The sequence below is a fragment of the Alteromonas sp. CNT1-28 genome (genome assembly GCF_022348345.1).
Lineage (GTDB): Bacteria > Pseudomonadota > Gammaproteobacteria > Enterobacterales > Alteromonadaceae > Alteromonas > Alteromonas macleodii.
Genome location: NZ_JAKREZ010000003.1, coordinates 15,868 through 37,617, shown reverse-complemented (window position 1 = coordinate 37,617; position 21,750 = coordinate 15,868). Strand labels below are relative to the sequence as shown.

Sequence of the window (21,750 nt, the reverse complement as noted above, 5' to 3'; positions counted from 1 at the left end):
TTGTGGCCTCCCTTGTTCTTGCCTCATCATCGCAATACCGAAAAATGTTGCTCGCCAACATTGGTATTCAGGTAGACACCCACGCACCAGATATTGACGAAACGCCCTTTGCAAACGAAAGCCCTACTGCATTGAGTTTACGTTTAGCCGAACAAAAGGCGCACAAGGTTGCCGCTGAATTAGAAAAGGTAAATAACGACACCATTATTATAGGTAGTGATCAAGTAGCTTTGGTCCAAACCGATGCGGGCCCGCAGCTACTTGGCAAGCCTGGCACGTTTGAAAATGCAGTAAACCAGCTAATGGCATGCCAAGGTAAGCAAGTGTCATTTTATACTGCACTTTGCCTTCACCAACCTAGTGCCAATAAAACGATAACACAGGTAGATGAAACACGCGTTTTCTTTCGCCATAACAGTGAAACTGCCATTCGCGCCTATGTAGATAAAGAGCAACCACTTGATTGCGCCGGCAGTTTTAAAAGCGAAGGTTTGGGTGTATTACTGTTCGATAAAATAGAAAGCCGCGACCCTAACAGTTTAATCGGTCTTCCGATAATGCTGCTAAATGAATTACTGGGCGCACACTTCGATGTCGATTTATTAGCAATGGCTGCACAGTAAGCCACTAATTCTGTCAGAGCAGTTGTATCAAAGCAGTGCTACAAACCAGCGCTATTTGAATAGCGCTGTTTCTAGTTCACTTATAGAGTGTACAAGTGCAACAGGTAACAACGCTTCTAAATGAACCTGCGCGTGAACGCCATATGACACACCTATCCTATCCATACCAATCGTTTTCGCCATTTGCATGTCGTAGGTTGTGTCACCAATCATAACGGCGTCTTCTATTTTTACACTAAGTTCATCAAGTAACTGTAGCAACATGTCGGGAGAAGGCTTGGATTCTGCCTCATCGGCGGTACGTGACGCACTAAAGAAAGGTCCCGTTCCTGTTTGTGCCCACGCTCGATCAAGACCGCGGCGCGCTTTACCTGTCGCAACGGCTAATGTGCATCCCGCTTTTTTCAAATTGCTAAGTAACTGTTCAACGCCATCAAACAAAGGACACGGCGTTGTATCGCGAGTGACAAATGCCTTTTTATAGGCGGCGACTAAACGTTCGGCTAACTCATCGTCTTTGATATTAAAAAGCTGTTTAATGGCAGGCTTTAAACTTATACCAATAATGTGACCTACTTCATCGTACGTAGGAACAGGCATATCACATTGTTTTGCGGCAAGCTGCATGCAGCTAACAATTTTTGCCGCCGAATCCATGAGCGTGCCATCCCAATCGAAGATAACAAGTTTGTACTTAGGCAGTGTTTTATCTAACGAAATGAAAGGCTGTGTTTCCACAGCCTGTTTTTTTGAAGGCATAACTTACAGCGTTTTAAGTGTATTTGAGAGAGTGTCGTCTAATGGCGCGGTAAATGTGACGCGCTCTTCAGTCGCTGGGTGCAGCAGTGAAATACTGCGAGCGTGAAGGAACAGTCTGTTCAGCCCTTTTTGGCGCATTGCCGCGTCGAAATCCGTATCACCGTATTTTGGGTCACAAGCAATAGGATGACCCGCATGCAAACAGTGAACGCGAATTTGGTGGGTTCTACCTGTAATAGGCGACGCTTCAACCAAGGTTGCACCTGCGTATTCCTCTAATATGCGATAGCGAGTTTCTGACGGTTTACCATCGTCGCTTACACTTACCATGCGCTCACCCGATTGCAGCACATTTTTACGAAGCGGCGCTTTAACTTTAAATCGAGTTTTAGGCCACTCACCTGCAACTAGGGCATTATATCGCTTGTCCATTTTACCCGTGCGAAGCTGCTCATGCATGTGGCGAAGGGCAGAACGTTTTTTAGCAATTAAAATACAGCCCGACGTGTCACGGTCTAGTCGATGTACCAATTCCATAAATTTGGCATCGGGACGCAAGGCTCTGAAGCCTTCGATTAGACCAAAGCTTAAGCCACTTCCTCCGTGAACTGCCATTCCCGATGGCTTATTGATAACAAGTATACGGTCGTCCTCGAAAAGGATATGCGACTCTAATGATGCAATTTTATCGAGCTTTGGCGATGGCGCAGGCGCACCTTCCGACACGCGAACCGGTGGAATTCTGATTAAATCGTCGGCTTGTAACTTATATTCAGGCTTAACACGACCTTTATTCACCCGCACTTCACCTTTGCGTAAAATGCGATAAATCATGCTTTTCGGCACACCTTTTAGCTGGGTGCGCAAAAAATTATCGATACGTTGACCAGCTAAGTCGGCTTCAACCGTTACAAAACGTACTTTTTGGGGAGCTTCTTCTTTCATAGGGGCATTATACCCTATTGCAAAGTGCCCAACATACTGAAAGTTACGTTTTACTAAATAATTATTATATCAGCGCTTAGCTAGGACTTAGAAAACCCACCTTTGCGCATACTTTTTATCCAAAGCGCATGTTTTCTGTATTTAACATCTCAATTTATAGGATTTATTCATTCGCTTTCCTTGCTAAAATTTGACTTTTAGTGCGATAATTATCGATGTTTTTAACACGATTAAATTCACGTAAAAAGAAAGGTGTGGAACAGGCATTTCGTTGCCGCACTTTAACAATGTGAAACACAGCGTTATAAAAACAACAACAAGACCGAAAATCAGCACGCATCTGAGTGTGTTGTTTTAACTTGTAAATGATAAAAGCATGGTTTGAGCGTCGGTGACATCAGCAATGATAAGTGTTCGATGAAATAACACATTCATACCGACCCCGCGAGAGAGGCAACGACTACACTGCCGTAAAAAGCGAGGCCATGCTTGCGAACATAAAATAAGTTTGCCGTTTAGCTAACAGAATTAAATGACAATTGAGTGGCAAAAATGATGCCGCTTGAAAAAATGAAATGAGTAATAAGGGCTAGTCGCTCCCGACATCCTTAAAGCAGTGTGAACATGAATGCATCTGTACGATTATACGTGTCAATTCACGGTCGTATGGATTTGCGCTTAAGATAAAGGCGCTTGTTTATTCGCGTGAATGTTTACCCACCAGGGATAATGCGACGTTACAACAAGGTCCCCGTCCAGCCGTGAGGTTGCGCGGTGAGGGTTTGCACATGTCACTTTAATTTTGTGTCTTAACGGCTGTACGAAAACAGAGTTAGATACAATGAAAAGAATGTTAATTAATGCAACTCAGCAAGAAGAGTTGCGCGTTGCTCTTGTCGATGGGCAACGGTTGTATGATTTAGATATAGAAAGTCCAGGACACGAGCAGAAAAAAGCGAATATCTACAAAGGTAAAATTACCCGCGTTGAACCCAGCTTAGAAGCTGCTTTTGTTGACTACGGTGCAGAGCGCCATGGCTTCCTACCCCTCAAAGAAATTGCCCGCACTTACTTCCCTAAAGGTTACAAATTCGAAGGCCGCCCTAACATCAAAGATGTGATTAAAGAAGGCCAAGAAGTAATTGTTCAAATTGATAAAGAAGAGCGCGGCCAAAAAGGCGCTGCATTAACTACATTCTTATCGCTTGCAGGCAGTTACCTAGTACTTATGCCAAACAACCCTCGCGCTGGCGGTATTTCACGCCGAATAGAGGGCGACGAGCGTACAGAGCTTAAAGAGTCACTAAGCAAATTAGACCTTCCTGAAGGTATGGGTTTGATTGTTCGCACTGCGGGCGTTGGCAAATCTTACGAAGAGCTAGAATGGGATTTAAAAGTCTTGCTTACCCATTGGGAAGCTATCTCTAGCGTTGCTGAAGAACGTGAAGCCCCTTTCTTGATTCACCAGGAAAGTAACGTAATTGTTCGTGCTATCCGCGACTACCTACGTCGCGATATTGGCGAAATCCTTATCGATAAAACCAGTATTTATGAGCAAGCTTTACAGCACATTCAATTAGTGCGCCCTGATTTTGCAAACCGCGTAAAGCTCTATCGTGGTGAAGTGCCGTTATTTAGTCACTACCAAATCGAAAGCCAAATTGAGTCTGCATTCCAACGCGAAGTGCGTTTGCCTTCTGGCGGCTCAATTGTTATCGACCCAACAGAAGCACTAACCTCTATAGATATTAACTCTGCCCGTGCAACAAAGGGTGGTGACATTGAAGAGACAGCGCTTAACACAAACCTAGAAGCGGCAGACGAGATTGCCCGTCAACTGCGTCTTCGTGACCTAGGTGGATTGGTTGTAATTGACTTCATTGATATGACCCCAGTACGTCACCAACGTGAAGTTGAAAACCGCATGAAAGACGCGGTGAGAAGCGACAGAGCACGAGTACAATTGGGTCGTATTTCTCGCTTTGGCCTTTTGGAAATGTCTCGCCAGCGTTTACGCCCCTCTTTAGGCGAATCAGCGCATCACGTTTGTCCTCGCTGTTCTGGTCACGGTACCATTCGTGGCACTGAGTCTTTGGCACTGTCTATTCTTCGTATTTTGGAAGAAGAGAGTATTAAAGAAAACACAGGGCAAATTGAAGCACAGTTGCCTGTTCCAGTTGCGACGTATTTACTTAACGAAAAGCGTAAGTCTATTCAGCTTCTAGAAAAGCGCCACGGTGTTGACTTGCTACTTATTCCTAATGCGAACCTAGATACACCGCACTACCAGGTATTACGCAGACGTCCAGATGACGTTATATCTGAAGCGAGTTACGACGTAGAGTTAATGCCTGCGGTAGAAGCTGAGACGGAAATGACGACTTCAGCACCGGTTAAGCGCGAAGAGCCAGCACTGAAGGGCCTTGTTGCGCCAACGGCTGCACCTGTAGTTGCGCCAAAAGAAGAAGCAGCAAAGAAAGCCGACGATGTGCCTTCACTGTTTGCCCGATTTGGCAAGTGGATTAGTGATTTATTCGGTAGCGAAAGCGAAGAAGAAACCAATAAAGACAAGAAGCCACAGTCTGGTAATAAAAATAGAAACAACCGCAGCCGCAATAATGACGACCGTCGCCGCAAGCCGCGCAATAAGAACAATCGTCGTGGCAATCAGTCTCAAGGTAAAGACCAAAACCGCGATGGTGAGCAGCAGGATAATCGCAAACCGCGCGGCGATCAGCAGCGAGACCAGCGCCAAGATCAAGATGATAAGCGCAATAACAAAGGTCGTAAGCCTCGTAAGGCACAACAACCTCGCGATGAGCAACAAAAGCCTAAGCACGAAAAGCAAGATGGCGAGCAGCAAGAAAACCAAGCGCAGAAGAAGCGTGAAGTTGCTGAACGTAGAAAACGCCGTGATAAACGCCGCAGCGTTCGTGTGAAGAAAGATGACAACGCGGTGAATACTGCTGAACAAAGCGAAGCGCAGACCACACCAGTAGCCAAAGAAGCGCCAGTGCAGCACAAAGCTAAAGCTGACACCAAGCCTAAAGCGTCGAAAGCAGAGTCACCGGTTGAAAACACTGCTGAACAGAAGAAGGATGAGCAAAAGCCAGCAGTCAAAGCCGCGCAAAAGCCAGCGGATAAACCTGCTGAAGCGAAGCCAGTATCGGATGCTGTTAAGGGTGAAGATGACTCATCAGCGGTAACTAGTGATGCCGTTGACGGCACTGATGCGAATACCGACGCTAACAGTGAAGAGCATGGTCAAAAACGTGAAGGCCGTGGCCGTTCACGCCGCTCTCCACGTCACGTTCGTGCGGCTGGTCAACGTCGTAAGAAAGAGTCGCAGCAAGTTGACGATTCAGACACGCAAGCTAAACAGCCTGGTGAGTTGTCACCGCAGCAGCCAGAAGCAGAAGTTGAAGCGACAGCTAAGACAGATGCACCTGTTATCGAAGAAACACAAGCAAAAGAGCCTGGGCAACTAGCGCCAGCTGAAGAGCAACCTGTTTCTAAGCAAGAGAAAGCAAAGCTTGACGTTGAAGCCGTTCAGGACGAACTTCAGTTTGATGCAGAGCCTTTAGCGGGTAAAGAGCCTTCAGCGGGTAAAGAGCCTTCAGCGGATGCAGAGCCTTCAGCGGATGCAGAGCCGTCAGCGAACGATAAACCTTCGGAAGCTGTAGACTCAACTGATGAAGTAACGTCAGCAGACGATAACACGACAACTGAAGCTAAACCTGCCAAAGAAGCTCAAACTTCAGTGCAAGAAAGCAACGTTGAAGAAACAGCTCCGGCAGCACAAGCGGAACCGGCAGTTGAAGCTAAAACAACGCAAGCTGATACGGCGCCAGAAGCTAAAGATGAAGCAGCAGCATCGCCAGAGCAAGTTGAAATAAACTTGGCTGACGCGCCTGTAGTTGCAGAACCAGAAGCACAGGTACAAGAGGCGAAAGCAGATACGCCAGCGGCTAAAGAAGAAGCTGAAACAACAGCAGCGCCTTCTTCGAGCCTAGCAGCGAGTGGCAAAGGAAAGCGTGGTGCATCGCACCCTATGGCATTGCCTGCAGCAGTAAACGACGCATTTGTTGATGTAGCGCTTACCGCTAAAGCTGACGACACACGACCTGCACTGACAGTATCGGGTAAAACTGCAGCGATGTCGCACGTAACGTCACGTGCATCAGCAGTAACAACGCTTCCTCAGTCGGTAGATGACGTTGCCGAAGTAGCAGCAGTGGCTGAATAATTTTCAGTCGCTAATGCGCTACTAGCTAATTGATGTAAAAGCCGCTTTCGAGCGGCTTTTTTGTTTGTTAGTGTACGTTTAACATCGAGTCCGAGTTGAGAATAAAATGTCAGATACGGTAAACCAGCAGTATATAGATTGGTTAAGCCAAGTATGTAACGCGCAAGTATTAGACACACAAATGATTCAACCTCTTTGGAGTGGCTACGGAGCGTGCTTTCGTGCCACTTTGGGCTATCCTAATAATAGGTTTTCAAAGAATCACGACGAGAGAAGCCCTTTCCAAGAAAGTCAGTATCACCAAGCTCAACAAAACCCACTTGGCGCGCAACAAGGTGGAGACGAAGCAGCGCTAAAAGTAGTCGTGAAATGTGCCACTCCGCCACACAGGCTCTCACACCCTAAAGGCTGGAATGGCGAAGCTAGCCACAACCGTAAGTGCCAGTCTTTTGAGGTAGAGAACTGTTTTTATAGCGATGTTCAAGTCCAAACTGATGCGTCGTGCCGTACAGCTAAATGTTTAGGGCACAGCCAACAGGGCGAAGCCTCCCTTCTTGTTATGGAAGACTTAGCACACAGTGGCTATTCTCGCACGGCCTCTTCACTTACCGCTGCGCAATGCATCACTGTTCTAAAATGGCTTGCCAACTTTCATGCACGCTTTGTTAATGTGAGAGATGAATTTGATAGCCGAAGTTTACAATTATGGCCTGAAGGCACTTATTGGCACTTGGCAACCCGTGAAGATGAGTTCAACGCCATGTCGGATGGATTACTAAAGCAACATGCTGTCGATATATCTACCACGTTAGGCGACGCTCACTATCACACTTTGGTGCACGGCGATGCTAAAGTGGCTAACTTTTGTTTTACCGAAGATTTTTCTGACTGTGCAGCTGTCGACTTTCAGTACGTGGGTTATGGCGCAGGCATAAAGGACGTGGCGTATTTTTTGGGCAGTGCGCTATCAACCCAAACCCACATGAAGCATCGTGACGCACTGCTCAATACCTACTTTCAAGCGCTCGAAGATGCGCTACACACTCGATTGGCTAACAATGATAGTTCGGCTTGTTTCAAGCGTGCTGATATTGCGCTTATCATTGCTGAATGGAAGTGCCTGTACCCCTTCGCCTGCGCTGACTTTTATCGGTTCTTAGCGGGTTGGAGCCCCGAACACTGGAAAATAGATGAAGAGCTCCAATATCAAACAGATATTGCCTTGTCTATTCTTGAGCGCTCGGCTTAAACGTTTACGTTTTCATAGTGATCACGACTTTTATGAACGTACTTTTCTCCTCTCTCTCGCGCCCTTTTTACGTTCTATTTTTACACCAATTCAGGCGACATGTCGCTGGTAGCCCATCTGCTCAGACTTACTATTTTATCGCCGTGAAACTGCACCATTAAATTACATTTAGCGTATATAGTGATAAATAAGCATAACGCTGTTGCCAATGTACAAACGTAAACTCTACCTTTTTGGGCTACTTTCCACTTTTATTCTGTTGATTGCTTTAGCCAGTGCAGCCATATCTGCGCATTTAACGCGCACTAACTTAGCGCAAGCTCAACTCGCTCAATCCCTGCTGTCAGAGCACCAGCAGTTATCAAGTATTTCCTACAGGCTTTTCAAACAGCTAACCGATGAGCTTATTTTTGGCAAGAATGCGAACCAAGCGAAAGTGAGAAACAAGCAACAACAAATAGAAAACTCGTTGAACCGTATAAAATCTCTGGAGCTTGCCCAACGCGAAGCACTAGGTCTTGAGGCAACACTAGGAAGTGTTGAAGATACCGATGAACTTGAAGCGCTGATTCAAGGCATTGTGGAAGAGTTTAGAGCTATTGCGCTAAGTAACGACAGTACTCCACTTAATCAACAGCAGCGCCTTCAAACACTACTAGAAGTAACTATCGACAACCAGTTTAGGGAGGCCATCAACTCTGCAGTAAACCGCCAGACAGGCGTTGTATCGCGCATTAACGCTAGCATTGAAACGCTAAACAGCAGCATTGTGTGGTTTACTATCAGTTTAGGCCTTATCACCTGTCCTTTCATTCTGCTGGGTTGTTATTGGCTATTCAATGCCCTGTATCAGCCGCTTACAGTTATTCGCACGGGTACCGATGCCATTGCCTCGGGAAACTATCACTATCGATTGCCTGAAACCCTGGATAGCGAATTTACTGACTTGGTCAAAGCACTAAATTCGATGATAGCGCGACTACAAGAACACGAAGACCAGGCTGATGCCCATCGTAAGCACTTAGAGTTTGAAGTGGAGAGCCGAACCCGGGCGTTAAAAGAAGCCAACAACAAACTCACTCAGCTGGACGCAAAACGCCGACAATTTATGGCTGATGTAAGTCACGAATTGCGCACGCCGTTAACCATTATTCGCGGCGAAGCGCAGGTAACCCTTAGGCAGGCTGCGGCTAGCAACGAGATTTATAAAGAAACGCTAGAAACCATACTTGAGCAAGCCGTGAATTTAAGTAAGTTGGTTGATGATTTGCTGCTGCTAGCGCGTGCCGAGATGCACGAATTTACTGTAGATCTGGTTAAATCTGACTTACATAACCTGCTAACACAAAATATGGCGTTATGGCAAAAGCTTACAAAGCCAAGAGACTTAGATCTTAAATGGCTTGCCAATAATGAGGTCCAAGTGCTCATCGACAAAGACAGAATTGCGCAGGTACTGACCATCCTTATCGAAAACGCGCACAAATATTCTTATCCCGATACGCCCATTGTGCTGCGCGTTGAGAGCGAAGGCCCGAATATTAATGTATCGGTCATTGATAGCGGTGAAGGCATTTCTTCAAGTGATTTGCAGCACGTTTTTGAACGCTTCGTTAGGTTAAAGCGCAAAGGCAATGGAATGGGGCTAGGTTTGTCTATCGCTAAAGCGATAGCAGAAGCCCACCGCGGTACATTGAGTGCGCATTCCACATTAGGTGAAGGCTCGCAGTTCACGTTGACGCTGCCGGTGTTACAAGACCACGCGACTAGGGCCTGTTGACCGTTGCTGTACATTTTTGCAGCGGTCTGTGTGCCATCTAGACAAGGCGAATGTTTGAAAGTTTAGTGGTTCTAAATCGAAAACATTCAACGCAGTTTAGATGGCACAAAGGCGCTGCCCGAAGGGGTCGTTATGGAAGCCTTTTACTCTTTGTCACAGTCCTTTAACTTAGCCCACTAGGCTTGCAGGACTGTTTCGCGATTAAAAGGCTTCCATTTAGACCAAAATTCGTACACCAACGGTCAACAGGCCCCAATAACAACCGTTAAGTAACATCGAACGACTAGGATCATAACAACAATGAAAATTCTTATTGCTGATGACGAAGCCCCCTTGCTACGCTTTCTATCACGAGGCTTAAGCGCTGAAGGTTTTGAGTGCATCGAAGAGTCGGCATTACACAACTTAGTCACGCGCATTCGTCATGAAGCCCCTGCTATTATTGTACTTGATCGCATGTTTGGTGATGAAGATAGCGTAGAGCTGCTGCCCGCAATCAAGTCGCTTCCCCATGCCCCTATGGTTTTGTTGCTAACCGCGGTGGACGAAGTACGCGAGCGCGTGAACGGTTTAAAACAAGGCGCGGATGACTATTTGTGCAAGCCATTTGACTTTGACGAACTACTTGCGCGCATAACGGCCTTAAGCCGAAGAGTGACGAATACACCGGTTACCCAATTAGGCCTCACCATCGGACCGTTAAACATCGATGACGAGTCACGTATTGCGACATTGTCTGGGGAAGAGATTTCACTCACCAAACTAGAATACGACATGCTCTACTACTTCGCAGAAAATGCTGAGAAAGTGCTGTCTCGAGAACGCATATTAAGTCGAGTATGGCGAAGTCACAGCGATCCGCTAACTAATGTTGTTGATGTGTATATCAGTAGGCTGCGACAAAAGCTTCACAGCAGTGATGCCATATTTATTGAAACTCTGAGAGGCAACGGCTATCGGTTGACCACCAGAAAATAGTCGTTTCGTCTCGTTAGCTATTGCATTCATATGTTATCCTGCCTAATTTGAACACTCGTTCAAAATTTATATAAAGGATAATTATGGCTCGCTCACCTTTTTCATTACTCTCAAGGCTATGTTGCGCAACCGCTGTAGGCATTAGTCTATTGTCATCACCAGTCTTCGCTCAGACAGTCACCAGAGATGCCGCGCAGCCTGATAAGAATACAGCAATGTCTGCACGGGAATTGCGAGCACCAAAGGTTATCTTTTTCGATGTTAATGAGACCTTGCTAGACCTCACCGCCATGCGCAGCTCGGTAGGCGAAGCCTTGGGCGGTCGAGATGATTTGTTGCCACTGTGGTTCTCTACTATGCTGCATCATTCACTGGTTGATTCAACGACTGGCCGCTTTCATACCTTTGGAGAAATTGGCGTAGCCTCCTTGCTGATGGTCGCTGAAATTGAAGATATTGAATTGACCAAAGCGCAAGCGAAAACGGCAATTGTCACGCCTTTGCGAAGCCTACCACCCCATCCTGACGTGCGCAATGGCTTACAGGCACTTAAAAACAAGGGTTATAAACTAGTAAGCCTTACCAACTCGTCTAATCAAGGCGTTTATACTCAATTTAAGAATGCTGATCTTTTGTCTTATTTCGACGAGCGACTAAGTGTTGAAGACATTAACTTATATAAGCCCGATACTCACACGTATGAGTGGGCTATTGAAAAAATGGGTATAGCAGCAGAAGACGCTATGTTAGTGGCGGCACACGGTTGGGATATTGCTGGTGCTAAACAGGCAGGCTGGCAAGCCGCGTTCATTGCACGCCCCGGTAAGGTACTTTACCCGTTAGCAATAGCGCCTGACACGGTGGTAAGCGGACTAGATGAATTAGTCTCCCAATTACCCGATGCCAAATAAGCGTTAGGGTTATGGTATCTAGGTGCACATAAAAGCACAGCTTATCGGTTGGCACGGGTAAACATAATTATTAGGTTAAACGCTTGGGCCTTAAAAGGTCATGCCAACCAATATTTTGAGCTAGGCGCTGAGCTACGCTGTTGCCGTGCCTGCTCTTTTCATATCGATGTGAGGAATATCGTCTTCCAAGTACATAGTCGAGGTGGCTTCAAACCCAAAACCTTCATAAAACCGTTTTAAATACTCTTGCGCGCCAATTTCAATATCACAGCCTGGCCATAACGCCTCACAATGATCAATGGCTTCACGCATAAGTGCTCTGCCCGCCCCTTTACCTCTGAAAGCTTCGCTGGTAGCTACTCGACCGATACTCACCGATGGATAACTTACCCCTTCGCCAAGTAATCGTGCACACGCTACCAATTTGTTATCTTGAAACCCCATTAAATGATGAGTTTTTGGATGGCGGTCTTTTTCGTCAAGCTCCGGATAGGCACAGTTTTGCTCAACGACAAAAACATCGACACGCAGCTTGAGCAAGTCGAAGAGTTTATGATTAGTCAGTTCATTAAATGTAAGTGATTGCCAGGAAACCATGTTGCCTCGATGATTTTTTATTATTAACGTTTGAGTAGCGCCTTTAACAGATCCTGTTAAAGTTTTAGATGTCAAAATACAAATTTTAAGATGCCAATTTTAAAATACTAACTTTAAAATCTCTGCGACGATAACGATCGGTTTAGTGTAACGCAACCCATTTTACTCACAACTTATGCTACAGCCTGAGCACCACACGCGTAGGTCAAGATACTCTGGATTATTCAAGCCCTAGGGTTAAGATACTCGTTGTTCGTCAAGCCTGCCTTGACATAGTCAATGAACATTTTAACCTTAGTAAGGTTCTTACGCCCTTCAACACTTACCACCTGTATAGGCAACTTTTTGTCTTCCACATCTTCCAACAAACTTACCAAATCACCACCTCTAAGTGCTTCAGCAACCTGATAGGACATCAACCGAACAACCCCAACGCCTGCAATGGCGGCGTTAATAGCCGCTCTGTTTTGGTTGGATTGAAAACGAGGTGTGAGCTTAATGGCAATAGGTCTGCCGTTTTTGTGATACGTCCATACCGCTGGCTCGTTAAAGCGCGTCGGATAAAGCACACTATGCCGTTTTAAATCTTCTGGCTTTTTTATGGCCGGGCTACTCGCCAAGTAGCTAGGCGCCGCACAGGTTACACGCCGTACGTATCCTACCGTAACACCGTAAAGCGAGGAGTCTTTCGGGTTACCTATACGTATTGCTACATCCATATTGCTATCAATTAGATTCACCACATCGTCGTGAAAATGCCCGTTAACCCTAATGTCGGGATAGTCCTTAAGGAATTGGGATATTATTGGCGTTACATAACGTTCGCCGAACAAAATGGGTGCCGTGATATTAAGCTCACCTCTGGGCACTAAATCAATGCCAGACACAGCAGCTTCACTTTGCTCAATATCTGCCAGTATACGTGAAACATGAATAAGGTAATGTTCACCAACCTCACTCAATTTCACTTGCCGCGTTGTGCGATGAAAAAGTCGAGTATTTAACTGTGCCTCTAAATGTGCAATACACCGAGTAACCGCAGGCGCTGACATCGACATCGCGTCTGCAGCTCCTACAAAGCTTCCCGACTTAGCAGCCTCTGCAAACACTCTCATGCACAAAAGCTTGTCCATATTATTTCACTCAATGAAATTATAAATTTCCAAAATAGCTAATTATTAAATAAAAGGAAAGTTCTAATATCGCTATCAGCTTTTACACGTTTTCGTTCAGCTTAACGTTTTTACATTACAGCCCAATGCCTACAGGAGTTATTTATGAGACCACCGCTTCCCCCCTTTTCACCTGAAACCGCAGCGCAAAAAGTGCGCCTTGCTGAAGACGCATGGAACACCAAAGATGCGGTAAAAGTTGCAGGTGCTTATACCTTTGACTGCCATTGGCGCAACCGAGCAGAATTTATTGAAGGGCGTGCTCACATAGTGAGTTTTTTGACGAGAAAGTGGAACAAAGAGCTCAACTATAAATTAGTAAAAGAGTTATGGGCGTTCAACGCAAACCGCATAGCAGTGCGCTTTGCATACGAGTACAAGGACGATTCTGGTCAATGGTATAGAGCTTACGGTAATGAAAATTGGCAGTTCAACCTTGATGGCCTAATGGAAAAACGTATTGCCAGTATCAACGAACATCCTATTTCAGAAAGTGACCGAAAGTTCACGTGGGATGGCGAACGACGCCCTGACGATTTTCCCACTCTGTCCGAGCTTGAGCTGTAAACAATGTTGATAATAACACCCAACAAACCATTTCTATTGAGAGGATGAATTTATGACAAACCCAACAAACAATACGTTGCCCAAAAGCCCTATTGTTTTGATTCAAAACCCTAAATCTGGCCACTGTCACAAAGTTTCATTGTTTATGACACTGAATGCCATCCCTTTCACAACCGTTGAGCCTGACATGGCCAAAGGCGAGCACAAGAGTGAACGCTTCAGCTCACTTAACGTGTTTAAACAAGTCCCCGTGATAACAGACGGTGATATCACTTTGGCTGACTCCAATGCCATTCTGGTTTATTTGATCCACGCATACGCAGACAGTGACTATTGGCTAGGAAAGGACGCCAAAGAAAAAGCGCTAATTCAACGCTGGCTATCAGTCTCAGCGGGGGAACTTGCTAAAGGGCCAGCCGCCGCGCGATTAGAATACGTATTTGGAGCAACTATTCATGTGCCCACCGTACTAGCCACCAGTGAGACGTTACTTGCAAACATGGAGGCTCATCTAGAAAACACGGTAAGTTCTTTTTTGGTTGGCGAACACGTTACCGCAGCAGACATCGCTATGTATTCGTATATAGCTCATGCCCCTGAAGGAGGAATATCGCTGTCCAAGTTTCCTCTTATCAATGCCTGGATAAATGAGGTTGAGAGTCTGGATAATTTTGTCCCAATGCCAGCGTCAGACATCGCACCAGAGCGCAATACCAGTCCGCATAGTTAATTGAGGTCGTTATGTCGCTACCTAAGCTGTCATCCTTGAACCCAGCGTTTCATCAAGGCGAAATTGCACTACAAAAAAAGCTGGGAATTGACAGGGAAATCGGTGAGCGGACGAATGGTTTTATCCGTAGTTTTATGCCGGAACAACACAGGCAGTTCTTTACATCCAGTCCGTTCACTGTTTTCGCCTTGGTAGACGAAAAAGGCCACCCTGTAGCCACGCCTGTTTGGGGAGAAGGAGATTTCATAGAAAGTCCCTCTGCTACCCAATTGCGCTTTAGCCTACCATTAGAAGTTTGGAATATGATGCAACACTCGTTAAACCTCGACGTGACTTCAGGCAGCAAAATTGGAATTGTCGGCATTGAATACGCTACAAGGCGAAGAAATCGGTTGAACGGTACGATAAGTCACGCAACGAATGAAAACCTTACGGTATTGGTAGATCAAAGTTTCGGTAACTGCCCCCAATACATTCACAAACGAACCACAGTCAAAAAACAACGTGCCGTTCAGACTGCCCCAATGAAAAACACAGTAGGTGCCGGTGATTCTACATTGATGACTTCAACATCGAATGTGCTCACCCCAAGCGCACGCTCGCTAATATCAAGGGCTGAGACGTTTTTTATTGCCTCACGACATAAATCTTTAGGCCATGCAGCGAATGAAGGGCTAGACGTTTCTCACAGGGGGGGCAAAGCAGGCTTTGTTAAAGTGGAAGGGAATTCGTTAATCTTTCCCGATTTTAGCGGTAATAAATTCTTTAATACCTTGGGCAACATCCTACTAGACCCACGCGTCGGTCTATGTTTTTGGGATAATGAAACAGGCGACCTTCTGTTTATTAAAACAAAGGCGAGTATCAAATCCCTAGAATCGAATATAACCGCATTTGAAGGTGCAGAGCGCTTTGTGTCTCTTTCGGTACTCTCGGTAACACATATTTCGGCTGTGTATCCTTACTCCCATGAGATCACAGACATGTCACCCTATGCACTAAAGACAGGCGACTGGAAATAAGCGGTTAATTGATGAACCCTATCATCTAGTTAGCGTAATCAATTGGAATACCGTAATCAGAATGGTTACGCTGTTTAGACAAAAAGTCTTGGTTAGGTTTTGTAGACAAGGGCAAATGCCCGCGTAGACACAGGGGCAGAACATGAGTGATAAGCGTAACATCAAAACGTACAACAAACCCGCTGGCGGATGGGGAGCACTTAAGAGTGTAACCCAGAGCTGGATCCAAAGCGAAAAGCCACTTAAGAATCTACGAGCCATGCTCAAGACGAACCAAGACAAAGGCTTTGACTGCCCAGGCTGTGCGTGGGGTGAATCACCAGAAAGTGGTTTAGTGAAGTTTTGTGAAAATGGTGCTAAAGCAGTGAACTGGGAGTCTACCGGTCGCTATGTAGACCCAACATTTTTCTCAAAGTATTCGGTCGACTCACTGAAAAAGCACACCGACTACTGGCTTGAGTCACAAGGGAGACTCACCCACCCTATGCGCTACAATGCTCAAGCAGACCATTACCAACCAGTATCATGGGACGATGCCTTCGCACTTATTGCCAAACACTTGAAGGGTTTAGATTCCCCTCATCAGGCGGAGTTTTATACCTCCGGGCGGGCGAGTAACGAAGCCGCCTATTTATATCAGTTATTCGTGCGCGCATTTGGCACAAATAATTTTCCCGATTGTTCAAATATGTGCCACGAAGCGTCGGGGCAAGGTATGAAACCTACGATAGGCGTGGGCAAAGGTACAGTTACGTTCAATGATTTTGCAAAAGCAGACACCATTTTTGTTATCGGCCAAAATCCGGGAACTAACCACCCTCGCATGCTAGAACCTCTTCGCGAAGCAGTACGAAGAGGGGCGCAAGTGGTATGCTTCAACCCGTTAAAAGAGCGTGGACTTGAACGATTTCAAAACCCGCAGCATCCCGTTGAAATGCTAACCAATGGCTCTGAGCCAACTAATACCGCCTATTTTAGGCCTGCTCTTGGTGGTGACATGGCGGTTATGCGCGGCATCGCAAAATGGCTGTTAACTTGGGAACAAGAAGCCAAAGCAAATAATGCTCCTCCCGTATTCGACCACGACTTTATTAACACACATACCAATGGAATCGACGACTATTTGAGTACTGTTGAAGCGACGAGCTGGGAGTATATTGAAGCGCAGAGCGGTTTATCAAAAGACGAAATACGTCACGCGGCAACCATGTACAAACGTGGAGAACGGGTGATCATGTGTTGGGCAATGGGGATCACCCAGCACAAGCACTCAGTAGCTACGGTTCAGGAAATAGTGAACGTTCAACTACTACGAGGAAACGTGGGCAAGCCTGGTGCAGGGCTGTCACCTGTTAGAGGTCATAGCAATGTGCAAGGTGATAGAACCGTAGGTATCAATGAAGTACCGCCGAAAGCATTACTCGACGCGCTGGAAAGTAAGTTTAATTTTGCGGTACCAAGAGAAAGGGGTCACAACACCATACAAGCTATTCAAGCAATGGAGAAAGGTGAGGCCAAAGTGTTTATTGGATTGGGCGGGAACTTCGCACAGGCTACGCCGGATACCCCGCGTACTCATGCCGCGTTGTCAAAGTGCGATTTAACCGTTCATATCGCCACCAAGTTAAATCGCTCTCACCTGACAACAGGTAAAGACGCCCTTATTTTGCCTTGCTTGGGACGTACTGAAATTGACATGCAGGCTAGCGGGCAACAAGGCGTGACTGTGGAAGATACGTTTTCTATGGTCCATATTTCTTATGGCCAACTTCCGCCAAGCTCGCCCGAACTTCGCTCTGAACCCGCTATTATTGCTGGTATCGCGAAGGCGACGTTAGGCAACACGCCGGTAGACTGGGACTTCTTAATAAGCGATTACGACAATATTCGTGAGCTCATTGCCGACACCATAGACGGTTTTAAAGACTTTAACACCAAACTCGCTCAACCAGGTGGTTTTCATTTAGGTAATGCAGCAGGTGAGAGACGCTGGTTAACACCATCGGGCAAAGCCGAGTTTGCTGCTAACGCCCTGCCTGATTCACTGTTAAATGCTGACCTCGTTGCGAAAGGTGAAGAGCCGGACCTCATTTTACAAACACTGCGCTCTCATGATCAGTACAACACAACTATCTATGGTATGGATGACCGATACAGAAACGTGTTTGGCGCGCGGGACGTTCTGTTTGTCAATGAGCGTGACATTAAGAAGCTGGGTTTTAACGATGGCGATAGAGTCGACATTACGTCAATGTGGAACGACGGCAAAACACGCCAAGTTAAACAGTTTATGTTGGTGGCTTACGACATCCCGCAAGGTCAAGCAGCAGCATATTACCCCGAAACCAATCCGTTAGTACCACTAGAAAGTTACGGTGATGGCACGTTCACACCAACATCGAAATTTATCGCGATCAAACTTTCGAAATCTGAATCAGATGGCCGAATAGCAGTCTCTGCGGTGTAATTTTTTCTTTGCTTATCCAGTACTTATCAGTACAGGCCCTTTGTTTCTAACTGGTTCGTTGCGCACTACTTTTCTTGCGATGCGTAAGCTCTTGGAGGGTCATACTTAGGTACATGGATCAGGGTGAGACCATAACGGCTTGCCCACTTTACTGATAAGGCTGTAGGAGCAGATAGCGTTACTACCAAAGGTAATTTAGCTCTTATCGCTTTTTGAACCAACTCTAAACTGCAGCGGCTTGTAAGCACAACAATACCTTCAGGTTGAAAGAGCTTTTGGGTGGCGATAGCACCAATTAATTTATCAAAAGCATTATGCCTTCCTATATCTTCTCGGCATGCCAGCACATTGCGCTTAGCATCAATGTAGAGCGCTCCATGCACTGCACCGCTCTGCTGAGCTAATGCTTGCGCATTAGATATAAGGCTTCGCAATCCTTTAAACCAACTCACATCAGGCAAAGGCGATACACCAATAGACGTCAATTGAGGCAAAGCGTTGTCTAATGCCTCAACACCGCAGAGCCCACAGCCCGACGCCCCCGCCAATTGCCGTTTATTTTCCTTTAACTTCCAGAACGCCTGATTGGCAATTTCAACTTCCGCATTGATGTGTTCTTTGTGATGCGTCAACTCAATACCGTAAAGCTGGCGGGGATGTTCGATAATGTCGTTACTTAAACTGAAGCCCACAATGAAATCTTCAATGTCGTTTGGCGTTATCAGCATTACGGCATAATTAATACCGTTATAACTAATGCTTAAAGCGACTTCTTCGGCAAGGGCAAACTTTTGAGTATAGGGTGCAGCATCTAAAACCAATGCGTGCTGTTCAGTGTTACTTTTCATGTGGCCAATCACCTGGAATATTCACATTCAACCACTCTACGCCATCTTCATTCGACATATTTGCGAGACGCTTTTTGTTATCGCTTTCTTCTTTACGCGCTGTTCTTTTGAGGTCGCCTTCTTTAAGAGAAACTGCATTGAGAATTTCTAAAAATCCTACCACTCGTCTTTTACTTTGCTCAACTAGATAGTTGGCTAAGAGGGCTTTGGTCTTCTGCGTAACGGGTAAGTAGAAAGGCAAAAAGCGTTTTTCCACATAACATGCCTTTTCAGCCTCTCGCCCTCGCGAAACTAATATTCTCAAAAGCTCGGGCGTCATCTGCGGCATGTCAACGGGAAGAACAAGTAGTTCACAAGGATTGCCATTGTGATTATCAGATTGGGATAGTGCGTCTAAAACAGCATGTACTCCGCTAAGCGGACCTGCATCTTCAATTTTGTCATTCAAAAAGCCTGGCGCGTTGCGGCTAATTAACACTTTATCGCAACTCGCAGACTGTAAAAGTAACGAAGCATTATCGATGAGAGTACGGCCCTGATAACGCATAAGTGCTTTATCTTGCCCCATTCTACGCGATTGACCACCCGCAAGCACTAAACCGATGAGTGTCGTATTCACTTTACTCACTGCATATGCCTCCTTTATTGAAAATCTCCTCATATCCTTTTAAAAACTCAAAGCATTGCTTGGCGATGGGAGAACTGGGCTCGCCTTTTCGCATGATAAGCCCTAGAGGCGAAATGATTTTACCATCGTCAACAGTAACATAGGCGAGTCCTAAATCATCATTGGCCTTTGCGACGTTCGTTGGAAGGATCGTACAACACATCCCCTTTTTCACTGCTTGCAGTAAACAATGAACCGAGTCTGATTCAATAACAGGCTCATTGTTCACGCCCACATTTGCCATGTTTAACGTGATTGACTGCCTAAAGTGCATTGAAGGTGTTAATAACCCAAGTGGCAGTGATGAAAGAGACTGCCAGCTTAGGGTATCTTGCTCAAAGCAGTAATGATTAGGGTGATACAGCAACACCATTGGTGTAGCTTTAAACGGCAAAATATGGAAGTGTTGCGCGCTCATGCCTTCAAGGTAACAAAGACCCAAGTCAAGCTCGTTACCGTGTAGCGCGTTAACGATATACTCACTGCTATGTGTTTGTAAGGAAAACTGTAGTGCACTGTGCTGTTTTGAGAGGGTGTCAATAATGTCGATAGGATCGACACTCGCTAGAGGAACGGCACCAATCCGAAGTCGGCCAACTAAGGCACCTTTGCACGATGCAGCTTCCGCTTGTAATCCGTCACACGCCGCTAAGATATTCCTTGCCCATGCCAAAATTCTTTCACCTTCCGGCGTAAAGCCTTGGAATCTGTGGTTGCGAGCCACCAACTGAATGCCAAGCTCATCTTCTAAATTATGAAGGCGTGAAGAAAGCGTGGGTTGTGTAACATTGCACGACTTAGCCGCTTTACCGAAGTGCTGCGTCTCATCTAACGCGACCAGAAACCGGAGCTGACGAATATCCAAAGACCAATACCTTAATCATGATAGATAGCTTCTATCATGATTCTACCAATGGAACGCTTGACTTGTAAGTACATTAAACGCATGTTTTTAGAATAAGCCAAAAATCCCAAAAATATGTGCACATACTGATTGATAGAAACTATCAATCAAGATTATTCGCCCAGCATAGATTTAGCATTTTGTTCTGCGCAAGCGCTGCAACGCTGCTAGACCGACATGGCCTGAAAAATTTGTAGACGACGTGCACTAGCGCCTGTTGACCTTTGATGGTGCCTTCTTACAACAAGTCCCATTGAAAATAGAAGTAGCCATACCGTTGCGGCTTCACTTACTGCATGAGTAACCGTAGTCAAATAGCCAATATCAGCAAACGACGCTACAGTGGTATCACTTAACGAAATTGGATATGGCCCCAAATACCCTGTCATAAGGTCTGATGAACCACCAGGCCAAGGTTCGTCCCAGTGACTGTTGGCAGTGCCGGCTCCTCCCCCCAGTTCTACAGGAATAAATGTGGCGTTTTCAACAAACTCCCGGCGATAAATTTCCAAAGCGTACTCTCCGGTGTAACGCCCTGAACCGCTGGCGTAGTTAGATTGGCTGCCCGCAATAAAAAAGTCGGTCGTCCACAATGTTCCAAATCCAATTACATGGGCCATCTCGTGGACGATGACATCAAAAAGCGTACCGCGACTTTCTAAGCTAGCAAGGTCTGCCGTATCAAAACGCATTCGGCCTTTATTTGCATAAACAAAAGTGCTGTCTGGTAGCTGAGTGATACCCGTTGGGCCAGCACTACCCAATACGCCACCCACACCATCAAGTGCAACGCCACTCGCATCTATAACAATATTGTGATTAAACTCGCTTTGAACGCCTATCAGGTAAGACTCCCAATAAGCGATTGCATCATCAAAAACGCTGGATTGTGAAGGTGTTAAACCTCCAAGATCGTTAATAGAAATTTTGAATAGTCCTGCATTTGCTGAAAAAGACACACAGAACGACAGCACAACACTGAAGAACCCTTTAATTGAGACACCCATAGCACCCCTCCAAAACTAAGAAAAAACGTTCGATGCAAATAAAATTAGTAACGTAGGCCTGTTTACCTTTGCTGTATTTCAAAGCTCAACAGGGTAAGAACTAAAAGAACTATAGTAGAGAAAACCGTAAGTAGTTATGAGAAAGATTGCTTGTTAACGGCAAAAGTAAAAATTACTAAAGATCAACGTGTTGAATTTTTTAACAGAGAATTTTTAGTGGTAAGTCGTTCGCCAATGGCACAATGACGTATTGGGAGGGGGCGAATTATTGAAACTTT

General features: G+C 45.8%; 18 protein-coding genes. 10 read left to right on the top strand and 8 right to left on the bottom strand.

Annotated elements, in window-relative coordinates:
* The first annotated feature begins 2 nt into the window (after positions 1 to 2).
* On the top strand, positions 3 to 623 hold the full coding sequence (locus MHN02_RS02900; protein ID WP_239241643.1) for a nucleoside triphosphate pyrophosphatase: 621 nt from the start codon (positions 3 to 5) through the stop codon (positions 621 to 623).
* Between the two features lie 51 nt (positions 624 to 674).
* On the opposite strand, the gene MHN02_RS02895 is transcribed toward MHN02_RS02900, so the two are convergent.
* Together MHN02_RS02895 and rluC are read right to left on the bottom strand one after the other, a co-directional pair.
* On the bottom strand, positions 675 to 1,382 hold the full coding sequence (locus MHN02_RS02895) for an HAD-IA family hydrolase (RefSeq protein WP_239244477.1): 708 nt from the start codon (positions 1,380 to 1,382) through the stop codon (positions 675 to 677).
* A gap of 3 nt (positions 1,383 to 1,385) precedes the next feature.
* The gene (gene rluC / locus MHN02_RS02890) at positions 1,386 to 2,327 is read right to left on the bottom strand and encodes a 23S rRNA pseudouridine(955/2504/2580) synthase RluC (RefSeq protein ID WP_239244475.1); all 942 of its coding nucleotides are present in this window, start codon (positions 2,325 to 2,327) and stop codon (positions 1,386 to 1,388) included.
* Positions 2,328 to 3,168: 841 nt separating this feature from the next.
* Here rluC and rne point away from each other — a divergent pair.
* The 5 genes from rne (at position 3,169) to MHN02_RS02865 (ending at position 11,491) form a co-directional block, all read left to right on the top strand.
* Positions 3,169 to 6,573 carry a ribonuclease E gene (rne, locus tag MHN02_RS02885; RefSeq protein WP_239244473.1) on the top strand — a complete coding sequence of 1,135 codons (3,405 nt, stop codon included), beginning with the start codon at positions 3,169 to 3,171 and terminating at the stop codon, positions 6,571 to 6,573.
* A 106-nt stretch (positions 6,574 to 6,679) separates the two neighbouring features.
* Positions 6,680 to 7,822: an ecdysteroid 22-kinase family protein gene (locus MHN02_RS02880; protein WP_239244471.1), complete on the top strand. Its 1,143-nt coding sequence runs from the start codon at positions 6,680 to 6,682 to the stop codon at positions 7,820 to 7,822.
* A gap of 208 nt (positions 7,823 to 8,030) precedes the next feature.
* Positions 8,031 to 9,602 (top strand): HAMP domain-containing sensor histidine kinase, encoded by a 1,572-nt coding sequence (locus MHN02_RS02875; protein ID WP_239244469.1) that lies wholly within the window; start codon positions 8,031 to 8,033, stop codon positions 9,600 to 9,602.
* 300 nt (positions 9,603 to 9,902) lie between these two features.
* Positions 9,903 to 10,580 carry a response regulator transcription factor gene (locus MHN02_RS02870; protein WP_014949203.1) on the top strand — a complete coding sequence of 226 codons (678 nt, stop codon included), beginning with the start codon at positions 9,903 to 9,905 and terminating at the stop codon, positions 10,578 to 10,580.
* Between the two features lie 83 nt (positions 10,581 to 10,663).
* Positions 10,664 to 11,491: a haloacid dehalogenase type II gene (locus MHN02_RS02865; RefSeq protein ID WP_239244467.1), complete on the top strand. Its 828-nt coding sequence runs from the start codon at positions 10,664 to 10,666 to the stop codon at positions 11,489 to 11,491.
* Positions 11,492 to 11,623: 132 nt separating this feature from the next.
* On the opposite strand, the gene MHN02_RS02860 is transcribed toward MHN02_RS02865, so the two are convergent.
* Positions 11,624 to 12,088: a GNAT family N-acetyltransferase gene (locus MHN02_RS02860; protein ID WP_239244465.1), complete on the bottom strand. Its 465-nt coding sequence runs from the start codon at positions 12,086 to 12,088 to the stop codon at positions 11,624 to 11,626.
* A 224-nt stretch (positions 12,089 to 12,312) separates the two neighbouring features.
* Complete coding sequence (locus MHN02_RS02855; protein WP_239244463.1) at positions 12,313 to 13,221, bottom strand: LysR family transcriptional regulator; 909 nt, start codon at positions 13,219 to 13,221, stop codon at positions 12,313 to 12,315.
* Between the two features lie 144 nt (positions 13,222 to 13,365).
* Here MHN02_RS02855 and MHN02_RS02850 point away from each other — a divergent pair, with 144 nt between their 5' ends.
* The 4 genes from MHN02_RS02850 (at position 13,366) to MHN02_RS02835 (ending at position 18,046) form a co-directional block, all read left to right on the top strand.
* Positions 13,366 to 13,827, top strand: a complete 462-nt coding sequence (locus tag MHN02_RS02850) for a nuclear transport factor 2 family protein (RefSeq protein WP_239244461.1) — start codon at positions 13,366 to 13,368, stop codon at positions 13,825 to 13,827.
* 52 nt (positions 13,828 to 13,879) lie between these two features.
* On the top strand, positions 13,880 to 14,557 hold the full coding sequence (locus tag MHN02_RS02845; RefSeq protein ID WP_239244459.1) for a glutathione binding-like protein: 678 nt from the start codon (positions 13,880 to 13,882) through the stop codon (positions 14,555 to 14,557).
* 11 nt (positions 14,558 to 14,568) lie between these two features.
* Positions 14,569 to 15,579 carry a pyridoxamine 5'-phosphate oxidase family protein gene (locus MHN02_RS02840; protein ID WP_239244457.1) on the top strand — a complete coding sequence of 337 codons (1,011 nt, stop codon included), beginning with the start codon at positions 14,569 to 14,571 and terminating at the stop codon, positions 15,577 to 15,579.
* A gap of 142 nt (positions 15,580 to 15,721) precedes the next feature.
* Positions 15,722 to 18,046, top strand: coding sequence for an FdhF/YdeP family oxidoreductase (locus MHN02_RS02835; RefSeq protein ID WP_239244455.1), 2,325 nt, complete (start codon positions 15,722 to 15,724; stop codon positions 18,044 to 18,046).
* A 65-nt stretch (positions 18,047 to 18,111) separates the two neighbouring features.
* Here MHN02_RS02835 and fdhD read toward each other — a convergent pair whose 3' ends face one another.
* From fdhD to MHN02_RS02815, 4 genes are all read right to left on the bottom strand, one after another.
* The gene (fdhD, locus tag MHN02_RS02830; protein WP_239244453.1) at positions 18,112 to 18,894 is read right to left on the bottom strand and encodes a formate dehydrogenase accessory sulfurtransferase FdhD; all 783 of its coding nucleotides are present in this window, start codon (positions 18,892 to 18,894) and stop codon (positions 18,112 to 18,114) included.
* On the bottom strand, positions 18,884 to 19,522 hold the full coding sequence (locus MHN02_RS02825) for a molybdenum cofactor guanylyltransferase (RefSeq protein WP_239244451.1): 639 nt from the start codon (positions 19,520 to 19,522) through the stop codon (positions 18,884 to 18,886). Before MHN02_RS02825 ends, fdhD begins: the two co-directional genes overlap by 11 nt.
* On the bottom strand, positions 19,515 to 20,426 hold the full coding sequence (locus tag MHN02_RS02820) for a LysR family transcriptional regulator (protein ID WP_239244449.1): 912 nt from the start codon (positions 20,424 to 20,426) through the stop codon (positions 19,515 to 19,517). Before MHN02_RS02820 ends, MHN02_RS02825 begins: the two co-directional genes overlap by 8 nt.
* A gap of 206 nt (positions 20,427 to 20,632) precedes the next feature.
* Positions 20,633 to 21,472: a leishmanolysin-related zinc metalloendopeptidase gene (locus tag MHN02_RS02815; protein ID WP_239244447.1), complete on the bottom strand. Its 840-nt coding sequence runs from the start codon at positions 21,470 to 21,472 to the stop codon at positions 20,633 to 20,635.
* Positions 21,473 to 21,750 lie beyond the last annotated feature (278 nt).